This window comes from Bacillus cereus group sp. BceL291 (assembly GCF_051776705.1).
GTDB lineage: Bacteria > Bacillota > Bacilli > Bacillales > Bacillaceae_G > Bacillus_A > Bacillus_A cereus.
This window is the reverse complement of the sequence record NZ_JBPWAP010000080.1, coordinates 1-17781: the sequence shown is the minus strand read 5'-3', so window position 1 is coordinate 17781 and position 17781 is coordinate 1. Positions and strand designations below refer to the sequence as shown.

Here is a 17781-nt window from a genome sequence, read left to right as displayed (position 1 = left end):
TCATCCTGAGCCAGGATCAAACTCTCCAATAAAGTTAGTTTGTCTAGCATCTAAAATAAAAATTGACGTTTCACGTTGTTTGTTTCGTTCAGTTTTCAAAGAACTACTTAGCCGCTCATTTGCGACTTCCTTATGTTAACACTTTCGTTATTTGATGTCAACTAAGTTTTTCATTTCGTTTGTCGCTTGCGACGTTATTGTCATCGGCGACTTGTTCTATATTACACCTCTAAGCTCTAATCGTCAATATGTTTTTATAAAAAATATAAAAAGGCTTATTTCTTTTAAAATAAGCCTTTTTATCACATATCATTCTATTCATTTATTATTTTTCTATAATTGGTAACGAAACGATAAATTGAATAATACCATCCCTATATTCCGCTCGAATACTACCACCTTGTAACTCAACAATACTTTTCGCAATCGCTAAACCGAGTCCCGACCCTTCCGTTACTCTACTTCGAGATTGATCCTTCTTATAGAAACGTTCAAACAAATTCGCTAACTCTTCTCTCGTAAACTCTTCACTATGATTCGCAATTACAATTTGTATATCCCTACGCTGCCTTTGAAGAGAAACTTTTATATCTGCATCATCTTTACTATACTTAATCGCATTCATTAGTAAATTATCAAATACACGAACCATCTTTTCCGAATCAATCGATGCATAAGCACGTTCCTCAGGAAACTTCTTAACAAACGTAAGTCCATGTTCTTCCGCCTGCGGTACTAACTCTTCTATTAATTGCTCGAGTAGCTCATTCATACAAACTTCCTGTTTTTCTAATACAACTTGTTCATTTGTTAACTTCGTATACTCAAATAAATCTTCTATTAAATTTTTTAACTGCTCCGACTTTGCAAAAGCAATTCTCGTATACTCATCGTGTTGTTCTTTATTTTCATATTTAGAATCTCGAAGTAATCGTAAGTAGCCCATAATAGAAGTCAGCGGTGTGCGTAAATCGTGAGATACATTCGTAATAAGCTCATTCTTTTGCTTCTCTAATTTACGTTCCTTTTCTATATTATTCATAAGCTCTTCTGCCATATTATTAATATTCTCAGTTAAAGCTGCAATCTCATCTTCACCTTTTTTCTCAATGCGGTACGCTAAGTTGCCTCTTTCTATTTCCTTTACACCTTGTGCCATTGCTTCAATCTGCTTCATCTTTCTCTTTGTTATATAGAAGAAAGAGAAAATGAATACAAGAACACCAATTAAAAACGGGAATGGCCCTTCTTTCGTGTCATACATTACCTCTCCCTCTGGAATTCCGCTAACAAACATGTACAAATTCTTTCCTTCAATAGTAATAGGTGAAAAAGATATAAACTCTTTTCTTGTACTTTCAAATACATTTCTACCATCTGTATAATTAATCGCAAATGATGCTGCATTACGAATCGTATTATGCAAATCGATTTGCTCTTCTTGCGCTTGCTTTGTTTTATATAAAACTTTACCACTTTCATCAGTAACCAATATCTTTAAAGCTCTAGACCCTTGCTCTAAATTTTGGTTCTCCATTTCGATCATATTTGATATAGCTTCTAATTTATTTTCATGAACCGAACTATTTGCCGCTCCTTGAGCTTGGTGATTAATTTGTTCCATACCAGCCCGATAATCGATAGTTGCTTGACGATTCGCATTCTCAAAAAATGGCGCAGCTCCCTTCGCTGACAAAACTCCTAATAACGCACAAGCAGCAAAAGTAGTAATCAATTGAATCCTTATACTCTTTCGTACGCTCTTTACTAATTTCTCAATTAATTCTCTTATTTTCCTTATATAAGTAAACGGATTAAATATCTTTTTCAATCTTATACCCCACTCCCCATACTGTTTTTATATATCTAGGTTTCCTTGGATTCTCCTCAATCTTTTCACGCACTTTCCGAATGTGCACCATTACAGTATTATCAGACTGGAAAGATCGTTCGTTCCACACCTTTTCATAAATTTGCTCCGCACTAAACACCATACCTGGATTTCTAGCTAGCAATTCTAAAATTGAAAATTCCCTCGGAGTTAGTTTCACTTCTTCTCCCTCTACAACAACTTTATGGGTCGAGATGTTGATTTTCATCTCCCCAATTTCTAACTCGTCCTCATTTTGGACAGCGAAACCATTCATTTTCATATAACGGCGTAACTGAGATTTAATTCGTGCAATTAACTCTAATGGATTAAAGGGCTTCGTTACGTAATCATCTGCCCCTGTTGTTAATCCTAAAATCTTATCCATATCTTGCGTTTTGGCAGAAAGCATAATAATAGGCATTTCTTTCGCTTCCCTTACCTTCATACACATATGAATACCATCCACTTTCGGCATCATAATATCTAATACGACTAGATGTATTTCATTTTCTTCCAATAGACGTAATCCTTCTTCTCCGTCTCCCGCTTGTAATACTTTATATCCTTCATTCTTTAAATAGATTGTAATTAAATTCCGAATTTCTTTTTCATCATCTACGACAAGTATTGTTTCGTGTGCCACAATATCTCCCCCATCACTTTTTTAATCCCTAACTTCTATTATAGGAAAACTTCTGAAGAAAAACGCTCGGAAATCCTTAAGATTTTCTGAAGACGCAAAAAGGTCTAGACTCCCCTTAAGTCTAGACCTTTAAAAAACCCCTTTTATTTACGAACGTAGATGAAATATAGTACGAATAAAACTCCCATAACATACATAATTGGATGAACCTCTTTACGACGACCACTCACAACCATTGTAATTGGATAGAAGATAAATCCAATGGCAATCCCAGTTGCGATACTATACGTAAGTGGCATAGAGATAATTGTAAAGAATGCTGGTACTGCAATCTCGAATTTCTTCCAATCAATTTCCCCTAAGGAAGAAACCATCAAGATTCCTACAATAATTAAAGCCGGTGCCGTTACAGCTGGCGTTACAACACTTAATAATGGCGAGAAGAATAGTGCCAGTAAGAAGAATCCTGCTGTTACAACTGCTGTAAATCCAGAACGTCCTCCTGCTGCTACCCCTGCAGACGATTCAATGTAAGACGTTGTTGTTGATGTACCTAAAATCGCACCAATTACAGTTGCAATCGCATCTGCAAATAACGCTTTTCCTGCACGTGGTAATTTATTGTTCTTCATTAACCCTGCTTGATTTGCAACCGCTACAAGCGTACCTGCTGTATCAAAGAAATCGATAAAGAAGAACGTTATAATAACAATCCCCATTTGAACTGTGAAAATATCTCCGAAGTGCGTTAACGCCACGCCGAACGTTGGTTCTAGACTTGGTATTGCTCCCACCACAGCTTTCGGAGTATCAATTAATCCTGTTGCAACTCCTAAGATCGCTGTAAGAATCATACCGTAGAATACTGCACCATTAACTTTCTTAATCATGAAGATGATCGTAGTAACAACCCCGAAGATTGCTAGTAACGTTGTGCCCTTTGTTAAGTCCCCCAACCCAACAAGAACCGCATCGTTTTTCACGATAATTCCGGCATTTTGGAATCCAAGGAAAGCAATGAATAATCCAATACCTGCTGCTACTGCAAACTTTAACTCCGATGGAATTGCATTAATGATTTTTTCACGAATACCTGAAGCAGTAAGAATAATAAAGATAATACCTGACATTAATGTTCCGGCAATGGCCGTTTGCCACGGAATACCCATCGTTAAGACTGCTGTATAAGCAAAGAACGCGTTAATCCCCATACCTGGCGCTAAAGCAATTGGATACTTCGCGAAAATACCCATAATTAACGAACCGATCGCTGCCGCTAATGCCGTAGCAACGAATACTGCACCTGGATCCATCCCTGTACCTGCTGGTAACCCTTTAACATTTCCAAGCGACAGCGTAGCAGGATTGACAAATAGTACGTAAGCCATAGATAGAAATGTCGTTAACCCTGCTATGAACTCAGTCTTATAATTCGTACCGAGCTCATCAAACTGAAAATAGCGTTTCATCCTATGTTTCCCCCGTTATATGATTACTCGCCGTATTTCACCCTAGCCCTCTTTTATCCCGAGAAATAAAAAAGGCTTCCATTGCATATATACATGGAAGCGTTCTATAAACAAAGACAAGTTTCCCCTCATCTTTATACAAACGCCTCGTAGTCAAGCCATTTACGGTAGCTAGGTAGAAACTTTCGGGCCATATCCCCGATATTATACGACGGCTATAATATTCACTTTTCGTTTGAATTACATAATCATATTAACTCGACGAAGTAGTTTTGTCAATTTAAAAACGAACATTTTCATAAACTTTTATAGTTTCGTTCGTATTAATACCAAAATAAAAAAGATCCATCTATGCATAAGCAATAGATGGACCTTTTTATAAATACTATTCCCACTCAACTTACAAAAAGTATCACATAAGAACACACACTGATAAATAAACACTTTTAAAACGTATAAAACGCTTATTTCCATCTAAAACACTCAAATAAAAATAAACAAGTACCATATGAGTACCGCACAACATATAAACAAAAGAGCACAGCGTGTATATACAGTGCGATCAACACTCTATATACCGTCCACCTGATTGCGCCAGGTAAACACTTGCTATACTCTCATGAATTATTGTACATCATGCAGGGCCTATTAAGCAACGTTTACCAAATTATTGGTGACGTTGCTTTTTTGTTTCCAAAAAGGAGACAGACCGTTATGAAGAAAAAAATCACAGCCTATAATAAGGACGTTCAAAAATATATGCAAGTAAACAAATTATGTTCACAAAAGAAAGATGAAATTATCGAAGCTATTAGAAAGCGTGTTAATGCGAATAATCAAAGCTTTGAAAGTTTATTTCCTACGCGTTCTAAACGAAAAGACATTATGGATCACATTGTATACATGCTTTCAGGGAATGGTATATGTAAAATTTCTGCTGAAACATTAGCACGTAAAGCTGGCTGTTCTGTAAGAACTGTGAATGAAGCTGTTCGTTCATTGAAAAAAACTGATGCAGTAGTAGTTGCTGGATTAGCTGATGGCAAGAATAAGTATGTATTTGTATTGAAAATGCACGCTAATTTTACAACAATCATGAAAGAAGTATTTTATGTGGATGCAGAACACATTGCAGAACAGGTTGCAGAACAGAAAAACGCTGAAACCCTTGATACTGTAAGCCTAGAGGATGAAAAAACGAGTTCTAACTATAATAACTCTATTAACTCTTTTAATTCTTTAAAACAAGAAAAAAATAATGATATAGTATCTGTAACAGAATCAATTGAAAATGAATTAGAAGAAGCACAAAATGATATCCAAAAAGAGTTCGAAAGAATCCATACTTATTATGTGAATGAATTCCAAGAAATGATGTATCATACAATTAAAGCTGGCACTTATCATGATATCCTAAAAACAAATGCATCTATCATCGGGTTACGTGTGGGTAGCAATTGTGATAAGGGGTTATTCCGTCTTGCATTCAATGCGCTAGGGAAAATTGATAGATTCTTAAAAAACAACGGTACTCTCACAGACACTGTACAAGCTTTATTTACGAAAGTTTATAGTGATAATATCAAACTATCTAAAATACATAAAAAAGCTAACACAAGTAATCCTAAGGCGTCAAAACCAAATACAAAAGTACCTTTTTATAATTGGTTAGAAGAAGACAAGTCAAAGGAGTCCTCCACACATACATATACAACAACTGCAACAAGACACTCTTTTATTCATGGAAATGACCTAACGATATCTAAAGAAGAAGCTGATGAAATGGGATTATATTAAGTGTGGAGGAAGTATAATTCGCTTATTTCAACGGGATTGTAAACAACTTAATGGACAAGTTTTACTTTGATGGGGATTTTATGACCAAATAAAAAAACACCCAGTTCTAATAACTAGGTGTCCCAACTTTTAAAATGTCCATAAATTGTATTTTATGTAGTTCATTGAATCCGACACTTACTACAATTCTACCTAATTGTTGTTCCAGTTTAACAATTTTCCCTTTGATAACTTCGGGTTCTTTATATTTTCTATATACAGTAAAAACTAATTCTGTATCATCCTGTTTTGCATACTGAATCAATTCTGCAGCTTCTTGTTGTTCGAATTCATCCATATACGGTCTAGGTTCTTTTTTAGAGCCACTTTTCTTCTTTGGTGGTTTTGGAATTGCTGTTGACATGTAGCATCACCTCATTATGTATTTTTAAGCATGCTGATATTTTGCTCTTACTTTATCAACAGATAGTATATTAGCTAATTTCAACGTTCTAACTTGTTGTTTTTTCATGCAATACACCAATATACGATCTTCATATATCTTTCTAACAATCACAGTTCTTTGAGAGAAATCTCCTGAACCGTTTAAATATATTAATTCAATTGGTATTTTTTGATTGAATGAGCATGTAAGTAAACGATTCATAAGATGACCTCCACAAGAACGTTTGTTTTTTTGTAAATTATAGAACGATTGTTCTGTTCCGTCAATAAATCAAAAACTAATATTTACAGTTGTTGCATGAAATTGGTATGATTTACTTAATTTAAGGGGATAATACTATGAAAGTTATTCGGTCAATATTTAGAGGATTTCGTTTAATAAGTTTAATTGTAAAACCAATACTTAAAGCATTATCTAAGAGTAAATTTTAAATCTCATAAAAAAAATCCCCTTCCACACATAAGTGTAAAAGGGGATTTTTTAAAATGAATCAATTCGTTCTACAGATACTGGTTCATAGATAAATAAGAAAAGGTTATATTTACACTAACATCTATAAAGATGGAAAGCAATATATAATTATCTACTTATAGAATCAGATACCACTTTTTATTCATAAAACTATTCTTTTGTACAGTAATATGTTTTATTTTTCAAACTTCACATATTCACCAGAAACCCATTGGTCGCCTCCAACATTATACCAACCGTCTCTATATCCCCACGTTTGATATTTTTCACCTTGATACACATTTTTCACGATGCCATAGTTAGTTCCTGGACCTTTACGAACACGTAATACATCAGTTGTAATAGTCACTACACCAACGCCATCATTTAAAGGTTTAGAAGATGCTGGTACTTTTCCTCCTGTATAACGAATGTATGATGGATCATTATAAATCCATTGATCGCCACCAAGGTTTAACCAACCGTTTGACTCACCCCATACTTGGTAAGATTCTCCTTTACCTAATTGACGAATAATCCCGTATCCAGTGCCTGGACCTTTACGAAGATTAACGCTATTTCCTCCAATATATGCAATACCTGTTTCACCACTGAAAGATGGAGTAGGCGTTAAGTTAATTAGACTACTACCTCCATTATATGCATGTTGAACCCTTTCAATAAAGTTATTCCAACGCCCCTCTGCCAACATACGATGAGGACAGTACTTCCCACTCCATGATTGGTGTGTACGAACTTTATGAATTGGAATATTGTACTGTTTCATTAGTTGAGCTACAACGATAGCTGCATTGTCTTCCGCTTTATAATATCTATCTCCACCGCTTAAAGAGTAGCAAATTTCAACTCCGATAGATTTACGATTACCATTCCCGTTACCGTCGCCAGTATGCCAGGCGTTACGCTCTAAAGGGATTCCTTGTACTGCTTCTTTATCATCTACCGCGACATGAAACGACACTTGGTTGTCATTACGAATCATATAAGATACTTCGTTTTCTGCTGTAGCATCGTTGTACGTATTGTGGACTGTAATGAATTCTGGATTCATTGTATACGGACACTTTGTACCATATTTACTTGGGTCAACTAATTTTTTTCTAATTTCCATTATTGAACATCTCCCTTTTTCTCTTCTTGTTTTTGTTTTCCACCCAAAACTTCAACTGCATTTGTTAATGCTGAAGGTAAGGGGATTCCCATACGACCAGCGTTTTCTAAAAGTGAAAGTAACTCATTACCCATGAAGAAGAAAATAGTCGCTTCACGAATTGCGCTGTTACTTCCCAGTGCTGAATCTAGTTGAGCGGCCGCTCCGACCAAAAGAAAAAGCACCACCTTTTTGGCGATGCCTTTGAAACCAACTTTACTTTTTAATTCTCCGTTATATCCTGCTGCAATCATGCCAGTTAAATAATCAATAACTGCCATCGTCAATAAGATTTTCAATGTTGCATCCCATCCTCCCAAAAAATACCCACAGAAGCCACCAAAAGTGGCAATAAAAGTTTTTAATAGTACATCAATACGATCCACATTCTTTCCTCCTTTTCAAAATAAAAAAGACCAGCTATTGCTGCTCCTGCTCTGTTTGTGTGTTATTTTCATTAGTTGGTGTTGGCGGTTCTTGAGATGGGTAATTCCCTGTAAGTGATGCATAACAATCTAAACAAATGTTCTTTTTCGCAAATCCCATATCTAGCGGGTACAAACGCGCCCCTCGTTTACATATTTCACACAGCGTGGCAATTCGAAACTTTACTGTCCCATCCATCTCTCTCCATACTTCAACCCTGCTAACACCTTTTTGAAGACCTGCATTATTTAACATATCAGCAGGTATTTGAACAAAAATCCCTGTCTCTGTGCGCTCTGCATCCACCAGCCTCCCCACAAAAGGAAAGCCTTCACCTGCTTGAAGTGGCATCATTTGATTCTCATTCATTCTTATTTCTCCTTTCTATCCAAGTGCGTTAAATTTCCAACCACTTGGAGTACTTGTATAAAAACCAGCTCCAGCATTACCGTCTGTAAAACGAATATGCCCCCATTGTTGGAATCCACCGCCACCTAAGTTAACTCCCTGCATTGCTCGTATATTCCTAAAGATTTTAACTTCTTTTTCAGTACTTATATCAAACGTTTGTCCGTCTGGTGCTGGAGATATATTGTTATTCACACCGCCTACAGCAAGTGCGTTAAACGGCTGAATGCCATCTGCTCTTTCTGCTGCAGCACGATCCCAATTATACATAGATGCATATTTGCCACTGTATAACGTTACACCACTTACACAAATTGCTGTCCCTTGTCTCATGTCAGCATTTCCAGAACAAACTTTAATAATTAATGCGTGCTGTTGCGGAATATAGTTTGTTGGCACTTTGAAAGTGAAAGAGTATCTTCTGATTTCTCCATAGTAGGTAGACGGTTCAGGAAAGTCCATTTTTTGTTCATTCCATATATCGTAACTTACATTGTCTCGGAATTTAACGCAGCATACGTGTAAACGCGGTTTCCCTGTTTTACGTACCCCATTTATCATTGCTGTTCTAAAATGAGCAGATACTGTGTATTCATTTCCAGGATGTATCCCATTATTCACGATTGCTTCTGGATAGTTATACATATCTACCCTTGCAGCATTCACCATTTGCTCGTAATCAAATATATGTGTATTCTTTTCTATTACGACATTTCCCCATGACCTCCAAGTAAGACCGTATCCACCTTCAAACCCATAATAATCGTTATGTCCAATGTTTTTCTTTGTAACACTAGAAAAGTCGGGATCTGCTATTAGGTTTCGTCTTGATACCGCAGTTGTTTTTGTTCCCCATTCGTCTTTGAATAGAAAATCTAACATGTTAACTATTACGCCTTCTTCACCATCAATTGTAATTTTATCTCCACTAATTCTAATGAGATTTGCATCAATACCTTTTGCTGTTAGCCATTTGACCACTGTATCTGCATTAATATCCAGTTTTGCAGCATTAATTGTAATTTTTCCAGGAGCCATATTGATGGCAGTAACGATGCCATCCTTTAAAATCTGTGCAAGGATTCCTTCGTCTAATACCTGTAACTTAGATTCTGTTTTCTTTACATAGGCATTATAGGTCTCATTAATAAAACTTTCCTGTTTTCCCGAAATGATAGTAACGCCTTCTTCATTAGCAGCGATACTTCTTTCTAATTCGGTTACTTTTTTATCATAATCTTTAGTTGCTACTCTATTAGCAATATCCTCTATCATTTTGTCAGCATCCGTTTGATCTTTCGGATGTAACCAAAATTCTGTAGCTATAGTGCCACGTTGTAACATAGGTGCAGCACACCATAAACGTCCATTTCTTGTAACGTAATAACGCCATCTTACAAACGCTGCATTGGCTGGTGCTTTATCTGTGCATACAGCACGAACCCATGTGTTATTTACAACAGTGATATTCGTTCTAGCTGTCTTAATGCGAGTTTTTTTGTCAGCAGTCCACCATTCAATTTCAATAAATGCACCGCCACCATCAATAGGTGTTTTCCCGTCAGTATTGAAATAACCTGATGCAACAAAGTCTTCGTTAACCTGACACTCAATAAATTGACTTGTAAGTCCCCACCAACGATCTTGGGACTGTCCAGTAACAGTAATTGCAAATGTATTCATACCTTTGTATTTTAAATTCGTATCAACAGCACCAGTAGCCCCATTACCGCTATTCCAAAACCAATATTTCGGTCCTAACGTAAAATTAGCATCACGCAACTCGTTGACAGTACCTAAACCACCTACATAAGCTTCAACATCTTTCTTTTTCATTGCTAGCTTCAATTCTTCAGATTGTTGCAGGATCGTTGTAGTAGCTTGAGTCAGTGTTTCCCCTTGCTGAGTTTGTATTTCCTGTATTTTTTTTACATCACTTGTTATCCCTTCGGCGTTCCGCGTAATCTCCGTTACTTTCTGGCTGAATACATTTTCTTTTACCCCATCTTCCGGAGACGGAGCGTATGCTTTTGGCATAGATCCTTTTAACACGGATACATTTTTGAAGTAGCACTCACTACCATCAGCAGAACGATCACCATAAATATATAAACTAAACCCTTTTTTCATATCTGATTTATCATGTAATTTCATTGTTGTATGAACTCGAACCCACTTTTTAACAGGTTCGATGGTCAATTCTGGCGTACCTCCACTATGAAAGCCCATTGTATTGTTACCCTCAATAAAGTGGTGTAATCCTACCGCTATTTTGTTATTTGCTGTTTCCGTCCATACATCTAAAGCGATCGTGTACGTATCACCTGGCTGGAAATCATTTCGAAAACTAGCTGGCATTTCTTGAGGCATTCCAAGCCACCTTTTAGCTTGACCGAATTGACCATTTTTGTTAATAACAGCAACTACAGGATACCCAAACTTTTTGTCATCAACGTGCATATGATAACCCTTTGTAGGATCTGTTGTTCCAGCGTTATAACCTGTTGCCCAATTACCAGCGCGCAAATTACCGTTTAGGTTCTTATCCCATTGCAGATCGTTATCGGCCCAATAGTGTGTGAAATCTCCGTTACGTGCATAGTTACGATCACCAGCATCATTAATGATAGATTCCGTTTTTTCAATACGTTCTTTTACACCCTCAAAACTTTGCTCCAACTCATAAGTCGATTTTGTAAAACCTGTAGGAACGGAACCTTTTTCTAGTTTAGGTTTCTTGAAACGAAATTTCTTACCCTTTGAATTTTCGTTTCTTTCAAATCGTAATCGCAATCCCCATCCAGTTGCCCGCGCATCAATCTTAAATGTAAATGATCTCCTAGACCAATTAGCGACAGGAAATCTATTGTACAAGTTTTCTGCCCAAACTCCATTAATAAATTGGAATACAATTAAATCAATAAGAGCATCATTTTGCATATCGATACTAAATGTCATATCTTTCTCTTTTTCGTAGTCACCCATCTTAGTATTATCTAGATGGAATTGATAGAAAGAGTCGGTATGATCTGTACATTCTACGATCATGTAATCCTCAGTGAACGATTGAGCAGCTTTGTTGACTAGTGCGCCTCCAGACATTCCAATTGTTTGTGGCTTTTGATTTCGCCCAGTATTGATTAGCCAGTTTTCAACGCCCACTGTACGAGATTCAACCTGCTCCAATTTTTTAGAGATTCTCCCAGCCTCTTCTTTGATCTCGGTTGTTATCTTGGTGAAAACATTACCATCTGCAATATCTTCAGGAGCAGGTCGCCACGAATAATCTTTACTGCCTATAGTCAATTGTGGTGAACTCTGCTGATACCAACAACCAGCAGGAGGGTTTGCATCAGGTTCTATACGTAAATGACTCTCGTTATCTGTTCCCGGTAACGACATCATACTTGCTGTCACTGTGAACGAAACGCTTACCCTTTGCCATTGATTAGTAGATTTATTTGGACGGATTCCGGTAGCACCTGGTGCAAAATAGAAAGTGTGTTGTAATTCTTGGCCATCCGGTAAACCTTTTACTCGAGTATAAATTGAATAGGTTACTTTATCTCCTACTTTGACAACTCCCCGATTCACCAAATCTTTGAAGTTATAAGCTAAAGCAGTCCATGATGATTGGGTTTCAACAACTGCATTACCTTGAAAAACATCTTTCGAAATTTTAACTTTATCGGCTGATTTAAACCACCAACGATTGTCTGCTTGCGCAAAGTTCAAAGCACCATCAAAAGATTTAGAACCGATTAATAAGTTTCTTACATCGTCATTAATGTTTGCTACACTTTCTTTAACTTGTGAAATAACTTTCGTATTTCCGTCCACATCACTTTCTAAGGTGTTGATTTTATTTGTAGTCTCACTACTATTTTTCGTTAATGTTTCAATAGACAGTTTAAATTTCTCAGAATCCTGTTCAACCTGGGTTACTTTTTTATCAATTTCACCTTGATCTCTTTGTACGTCAGAAATAGTTCTCGTAACTTTTTGAAGACTTTCTGTTACTGTATTAAATTGGCCAGTGGTTTCTTGTTGCGCTTCTTCCACTTTCTTATTTAATTCTTCTTTTGCGAGTTTAATATCCTTATTAACCTGCTCCAGTGTATCTTTTTTAATTGATTCCACATCAGGAATAAGGAGTTCCCAACCTTTACCGTTCCACACTTTTAAAACACCAGGTTTACCGTTACTAATATCTCGCCATATCGTCTTACCAATTTTAAGATTCGTTGTTGGTGGATTCACAGCCTCGATGATTTCTACTGTATTATTCTTCAAGTTTTCTTGAACTTTCTCTGCTAACTCTTTCGCTGCTTTCGACTCTTTCTGTGCTTCATTTACTTTTTTATCAGTATCTTGTACAAGTTCTTCTAATCTATCTAACAATTCTTTATTTGCTTTATTTCCTAAAGTAGCGCGAATCCTATTGTACATTTTTCTTAACTCTTCGTTCGCATCAGTAATTTCACGATAATCGCCAAACACGTATTGATCTTGTGAAGGATCAGTATGTGATTCATCACCAACGATTGCCCTTGCTTCAAGGTATAACTTAGGTGTGAATCCAGTATCTTTAATTCGGATTGTATCACCTTCATTTATCAATTCGTGAGCTAGTCCAAATATACGTCCAATACTTTGCGCTTGAACTTCGTAAGAAACAGATGTATTAACACGTTTCTTATGTTCAATTTTCATAAGAGTCAGTAAACGTTCTGGAGTTATATCTTGTTCTGTCTCCGGAGTATAGAATCCGAATTTATGCTTTCCACGCTCATTCCATCGTTGGAACGCATCATTATCAATAATGTAAGGAAGTCCATTATTGATTTTTTCAATTGTGATAGGTTTATCACCTTCACCTCGTACAAAACCGACAAGTGCTGTGCAAATATCCCTTGAATGCTCAATACGTCTAACACCAACTAAATCTTTTCCTAGCACAACTTCTTTTCCTGTTTCTTGGCCACGTTTCCTTATCATATCTACATACCAGCCAGTGATTTGAGAACCTACTACTTCGACACGATATTGGATTTCTAACTCAAATAAAGTAGCGATTTTCTTTAAAAAAGCGAGCGGATCTATAAATTCATCAATAGTCATTGTATGGAATGAAGAATAATCGGTTTTTCCACGTTTCCACTTTGAATCCGCAAGAGCAATATCAATAAACGTATTAACTGTTTCGCTCTCTATGCGTTGTGGTTTAATGAACCCATCCTTGGCTATTTGAACCCAAGCGCCGGAAGCATGTACAGTAATCGTTCTATCATTAGATTCTTTTTCTACTTCATTATTGATAACATACGGAACAATGCGACCATCACGCACTTCCTTTAATACTAAGTTCTGTTGTTGTAATGCAACTGCATGTGGAGTTCCATCAAAAGTTTTAAATTCTAACATATCAATGTTGTTTTTGATTTCCCAATGGCGTTTATCATCCCAATAGTCCTTTGATTGAATGACTGATATAATCTGATCTGTTTTGAAATCAACAACATGAAGTATCCCACTTGGTGTTCTCATCTAAATCGCTCCCTATATTTCACCTTTGCTGTTCCTATATCGGAAGGTATGATTTCAAGTTTATTAGTACCTTTATTGATAATAGGAAAATTACTAAAAATATCTTTTATGTTAATAGCGTTTTTCCCTTCAATACTGACATGACTGCTTTCTGTATCAATTACGACTTTGTCACCAACATCGACTATATAAGGCGGTGTATTTTGATTATTTAAATTCACTTTCCAAAATTTCAAATCAGATACTGACATTGCTTCTACTGGTGGAACATCTTGCCACTGCATGATACTAATCTGTATTTGAGCTGCTTTTTCCATATGTTTATTGTCTTTATCGGTCCATCTTGCAAAGCGTTCTGAATCATCTTTTTCTGTTCCAGGAAGAAATTTTGAAATATAAGCCTCCCAATCATTACCGGTTCTAGCAATCCACAACCTACCATAATACTGATTCCACGTATTCGGATAATCACCACTCTCATAAATTAAACCTGTTTTTCCAGGCTTATTATCATATCCAATTACCATCGTTCCAAAATTTTGTTCAGCTTGCCAATAGAGGTCATTCATGGCAATTTTTGAAAGAACTTTGCTGTTTTCATCGAGTATCGCTATCTCAACTCGTCCCATTTCATTAATCTTTTTACTTTTACATGTAACGTGGGCTTGCATAATAAAATCTTGTACTGGCCCACCAGGGATACTCTTCTTAACAGCTGCGCCATGCCATCCATTACTCGAGCCATAGTCCGAACAATAGAATTGGTAACTATCTGTTTTCATTTCACCAACTGGATTACCATCTTCCATAGAACTAACCTTACTCCAACCCACAGTAGTGGACATATCATCCCATATAAGGCGTTGATTTCTTTCTACAGGCAATTGCTCCATTTTTAATGGTACTCCAATACGAAAATAATCCGGTTCTTTTGAATGTTTATCTTCAAACCATACATCTAAAAAAGTATGTGGCTTTGTAATATCAATTTCAATAATCGGATTTGAATGAACAGATCCTTTGTTTTTGACATTGGCAATTAACCCTCGACCATCATTTTCAAAATCTATCGTTTGCTCATTTCCTAACTTATACGGCATGGGGCAAATAAATTTCAAAGTGCCTTGTCCGATATCCACAAATTTATCAATATCAAAATCTTCATCTATAACTGCCATATATGTTCTATCAGGCATTACATCAAAAATCAGTTCTGCTGGATTTTCAGTAATAAGCCACTCCGATATTTCTTCTTTTAATGTTTCTAAATTTGTCCCATTTGGAACAATAATCCCCACAGGTACAGGAAGAGGACGGGTTTCGGTATCTGTACTTAACAACCTTGCACCTGGATATCCGGGGGTTTTTAGAAAATTCCTCCTTAAAGGTGCCCATGTTGGAGGATTCCATCCTCTTTCAATATGAATATAACTTTTTCGTTCTCCATTAAATTTAAAGGAACTCATAGTGTCTCTCCTTTTACACAAAAGAAAAGAAACTCAAATCTAAAAGACTGAGTTTCTTGCCTGTGCTCTATTTTGATATTCAGTTACATACGGATGGCTCACACGCGCTATTTCTTTTCCATCTAGAATGACTGGAATTTCTATATAGGTAGGTTCTGACTTTATATAGGGTTGCTTATCAGGATTATCATTGTCAGGTCTATATTGAATGACATTAGGATTATCAGATAACACTTCTCTCCATCTAGAAAGGCTGCCTACATCATGAATGGAAAGTCCCTCGAATCGTTCCATTTGACGTCCAATTTCTCTTACCATATCACGCATATTTTCAGGGATATGTGTAATCCAATCGTTTTGCCAATCTCCATCTACAAAGATTGCATTAAAATACTTTGTTAGTGGGTCATCACCTTGGAAACTAAATATTTCTTCTGGTTTTATTGAACGAATACTATCCATAGCTCCTGTTACTGTATCTTGCAATGCATCTCGCACAACGGAATATTGGCTTTTGATACCTATCGCAATTCCTTGTGCCATACGAACACCCGAAAATCTCAACTTATTTGATTCACTATTTAATTTCAGTTCATTTACAAGAGCTTCGTTTGCTTTGGTACCCATTTCTCTACTTTCTTTTTCAGCCATGTGAGCTGATTTCTGAATACCAAGCGCAAATCCTTCACTAAACGGCTTACCACCTTGATCACGTGTTAATTTTGATGGAGAGTTTACATTAAGTGTAGCTTTCAATGCATCAAATGCACCTCGTGCCAAACTAGCTGCTACATTTTGTACATTCCATTCACCGTTAGATATACCTTTAGCAAACCCACTAGCAAAAGCTTCTCCAGGACTAAGAGAGCTGACACTCCCTAATCCATCTTTACCACCTTGAGCAACACTTGTTCCGCTTGCAACAGCGGCTCCACGTTTTGCTCCCATATCACTTGCGAATTTATTACCAGCCTTATCACCACCGCCACCATCGGTTGCACTTCCTAACATGCCCTCTACACCTAATTTAACATTACTAGCTGCTCCGACTACATTCCCTTTATTCCCGTTAATTAGTCGTTGCATAAGAAGAGTAGAAGATGCGCCGCCATTTCCGTCCGTGGTTGATCCTAAAGTATTTTCTACACTTTGTTTAACACCTGCGGCCGCTCCGTTGACATTGCCTTTATTATTATTAATATTATTAAACATCATAGAAGTCGCGTTATTACCGCCATTATTATCAGTTGTACTTCCTAATTGCTGTTCAACGCCTAGTTTAATATTAAAAGCTTCACCTATAATACTTGGCTTATATTGGGCCATAATTCGATTCATTAATGTAGTAGAAGATGCTCCACCATTTCCGTCTGTGGTTGATCCCAGTGTTTGTTCTACACCTTGCTTAACTTCCTCTGCGGCTTGAACAGGTTGACCTCCATTTTGACGAATTCCATCTGCGGTACTTTGCGGAATAGCTGCCCCTTGCTGAGTTGTATCAATGTTTGTTTTTTGTACAACCATTTGTCTTATAACTTCAAGTGCCTGATCTATATTAAACTTCCCATTGTGTAAGCCTTGAACAAGAGACGCAATTGTCACTTCTCCATTCGGCCCTAAGTTGTACTTAGTCTTATCTTCAATATTAACTCCCAATGTATTGAGAACGTCTTGTACATTAATAAACCCTGTTTCCATACCAGTTTTTAACGTAGCCATGATACGAGTGCCGTCTTGTGCTAAATCTGCTGCTGTTAATTTAGATAACTGTTGTTGAAAAAAAATAAACACAGCGTCAATACCTACTGTGCCCTCATGTAATCCATTTACAAATTGTGTAGTCTTCATTTTTCCAAGTGGTCCTAAATCTATATCAAGGTTTTTCTTTAAATCTAAGTTTAACTTAGATGCGACCTCCCCAATATTCATCTGTTTAAAACCGTCAGTAAATGAAGTCATGACTTTAATACCTTCTGGTGTCAAAGGTTTATTACCCATTTCTGACCGCATAGTGTTTATGATTGCAATCGCTACATCTTGGACCTTGTACTTACCAGATTTAATTCCATCAACGAACTCTTCTACT

General features: G+C 36.7%; 11 protein-coding genes, 1 pseudogene and 1 riboswitch. Of the genes and pseudogenes, 1 reads left to right on the top strand and 11 read right to left on the bottom strand.

Features of this window, described 5'->3' with window-relative positions; all coding sequences use genetic code 11:
- Positions 1–325 precede the first annotated feature (325 nt).
- The 3 genes from ampS to ACS2CR_RS28890 form a co-directional block, all read right to left on the bottom strand.
- Entirely contained in the window at positions 326–1831 is a 1506-nt protein-coding gene (ampS, locus tag ACS2CR_RS28900; protein WP_000719210.1) for an aminopeptidase AmpS, read from the bottom strand.
- Entirely contained in the window at positions 1815–2516 is a 702-nt protein-coding gene (locus ACS2CR_RS28895; RefSeq protein WP_000929880.1) for a response regulator transcription factor, read from the bottom strand. The genes ampS and ACS2CR_RS28895 overlap by 17 nt, the downstream gene beginning before the upstream one ends.
- Before the next feature lie 143 nt (positions 2517–2659).
- On the bottom strand, positions 2660–3985 hold the full coding sequence (locus tag ACS2CR_RS28890) for an NCS2 family permease (RefSeq protein WP_000833096.1): 1326 nt from the start codon (positions 3983–3985) through the stop codon (positions 2660–2662).
- Between the two features lie 130 nt (positions 3986–4115).
- Positions 4116–4217, bottom strand: a riboswitch (purine riboswitch).
- 482 nt (positions 4218–4699) lie between these two features.
- Here ACS2CR_RS28890 and ACS2CR_RS28885 point away from each other — a divergent pair.
- Positions 4700–5782, top strand: coding sequence for a cytosolic protein (locus ACS2CR_RS28885; RefSeq protein WP_153603089.1), 1083 nt, complete (start codon positions 4700–4702; stop codon positions 5780–5782).
- Between the two features lie 106 nt (positions 5783–5888).
- On the opposite strand, the gene ACS2CR_RS28880 is transcribed toward ACS2CR_RS28885, so the two are convergent.
- The 8 genes and pseudogenes from ACS2CR_RS28880 to ACS2CR_RS28845 all read right to left on the bottom strand — a co-directional run.
- Positions 5889–6185, bottom strand: a complete 297-nt coding sequence (locus tag ACS2CR_RS28880) for a YolD-like family protein (protein ID WP_153603088.1) — start codon at positions 6183–6185, stop codon at positions 5889–5891.
- A gap of 24 nt (positions 6186–6209) precedes the next feature.
- Positions 6210–6428, bottom strand: a complete 219-nt coding sequence (locus ACS2CR_RS28875) for a hypothetical protein (protein WP_153603087.1) — start codon at positions 6426–6428, stop codon at positions 6210–6212.
- A gap of 445 nt (positions 6429–6873) precedes the next feature.
- Positions 6874–7809: an N-acetylmuramoyl-L-alanine amidase gene (locus tag ACS2CR_RS28870; RefSeq protein ID WP_153603086.1), complete on the bottom strand. Its 936-nt coding sequence runs from the start codon at positions 7807–7809 to the stop codon at positions 6874–6876.
- The gene (locus tag ACS2CR_RS28865) at positions 7809–8234 is read right to left on the bottom strand and encodes a phage holin family protein (protein ID WP_016099116.1); all 426 of its coding nucleotides are present in this window, start codon (positions 8232–8234) and stop codon (positions 7809–7811) included. The genes ACS2CR_RS28870 and ACS2CR_RS28865 overlap by 1 nt, the downstream gene beginning before the upstream one ends.
- Before the next feature lie 34 nt (positions 8235–8268).
- On the bottom strand, positions 8269–8643 hold the full coding sequence (locus tag ACS2CR_RS28860; protein ID WP_242262355.1) for a hypothetical protein: 375 nt from the start codon (positions 8641–8643) through the stop codon (positions 8269–8271).
- 15 nt (positions 8644–8658) lie between these two features.
- On the bottom strand, positions 8659–14229 hold the full coding sequence (locus ACS2CR_RS28855) for a phage tail spike protein (protein WP_438906113.1): 5571 nt from the start codon (positions 14227–14229) through the stop codon (positions 8659–8661).
- Entirely contained in the window at positions 14226–15695 is a 1470-nt protein-coding gene (locus ACS2CR_RS28850; RefSeq protein WP_438906112.1) for a distal tail protein Dit, read from the bottom strand. Before ACS2CR_RS28850 ends, ACS2CR_RS28855 begins: the two co-directional genes overlap by 4 nt.
- Before the next feature lie 39 nt (positions 15696–15734).
- Positions 15735–17781: pseudogene (locus ACS2CR_RS28845) on the bottom strand (phage tail tape measure protein); the annotation flags it as partial.

Coding starts and splice junctions, on each gene's coding strand:
- ACS2CR_RS28855 (WP_438906113.1), bottom strand. CDS start 14,229: ATGAGAACACCAAGTGGGATACTTCATGTTGTTGATTTCAAAACAGAT.
- ACS2CR_RS28880 (WP_153603088.1), bottom strand. CDS start 6,185: ATGTCAACAGCAATTCCAAAACCACCAAAGAAGAAAAGTGGCTCTAAA.
- ACS2CR_RS28850 (WP_438906112.1), bottom strand. CDS start 15,695: ATGAGTTCCTTTAAATTTAATGGAGAACGAAAAAGTTATATTCATATT.
- ACS2CR_RS28875 (WP_153603087.1), bottom strand. CDS start 6,428: ATGAATCGTTTACTTACATGCTCATTCAATCAAAAAATACCAATTGAA.
- ACS2CR_RS28890 (WP_000833096.1), bottom strand. CDS start 3,985: ATGAAACGCTATTTTCAGTTTGATGAGCTCGGTACGAATTATAAGACT.
- ACS2CR_RS28885 (WP_153603089.1), top strand. CDS start 4,700: ATGAAGAAAAAAATCACAGCCTATAATAAGGACGTTCAAAAATATATG.
- ACS2CR_RS28860 (WP_242262355.1), bottom strand. CDS start 8,643: ATGAATGAGAATCAAATGATGCCACTTCAAGCAGGTGAAGGCTTTCCT.
- ACS2CR_RS28870 (WP_153603086.1), bottom strand. CDS start 7,809: ATGGAAATTAGAAAAAAATTAGTTGACCCAAGTAAATATGGTACAAAG.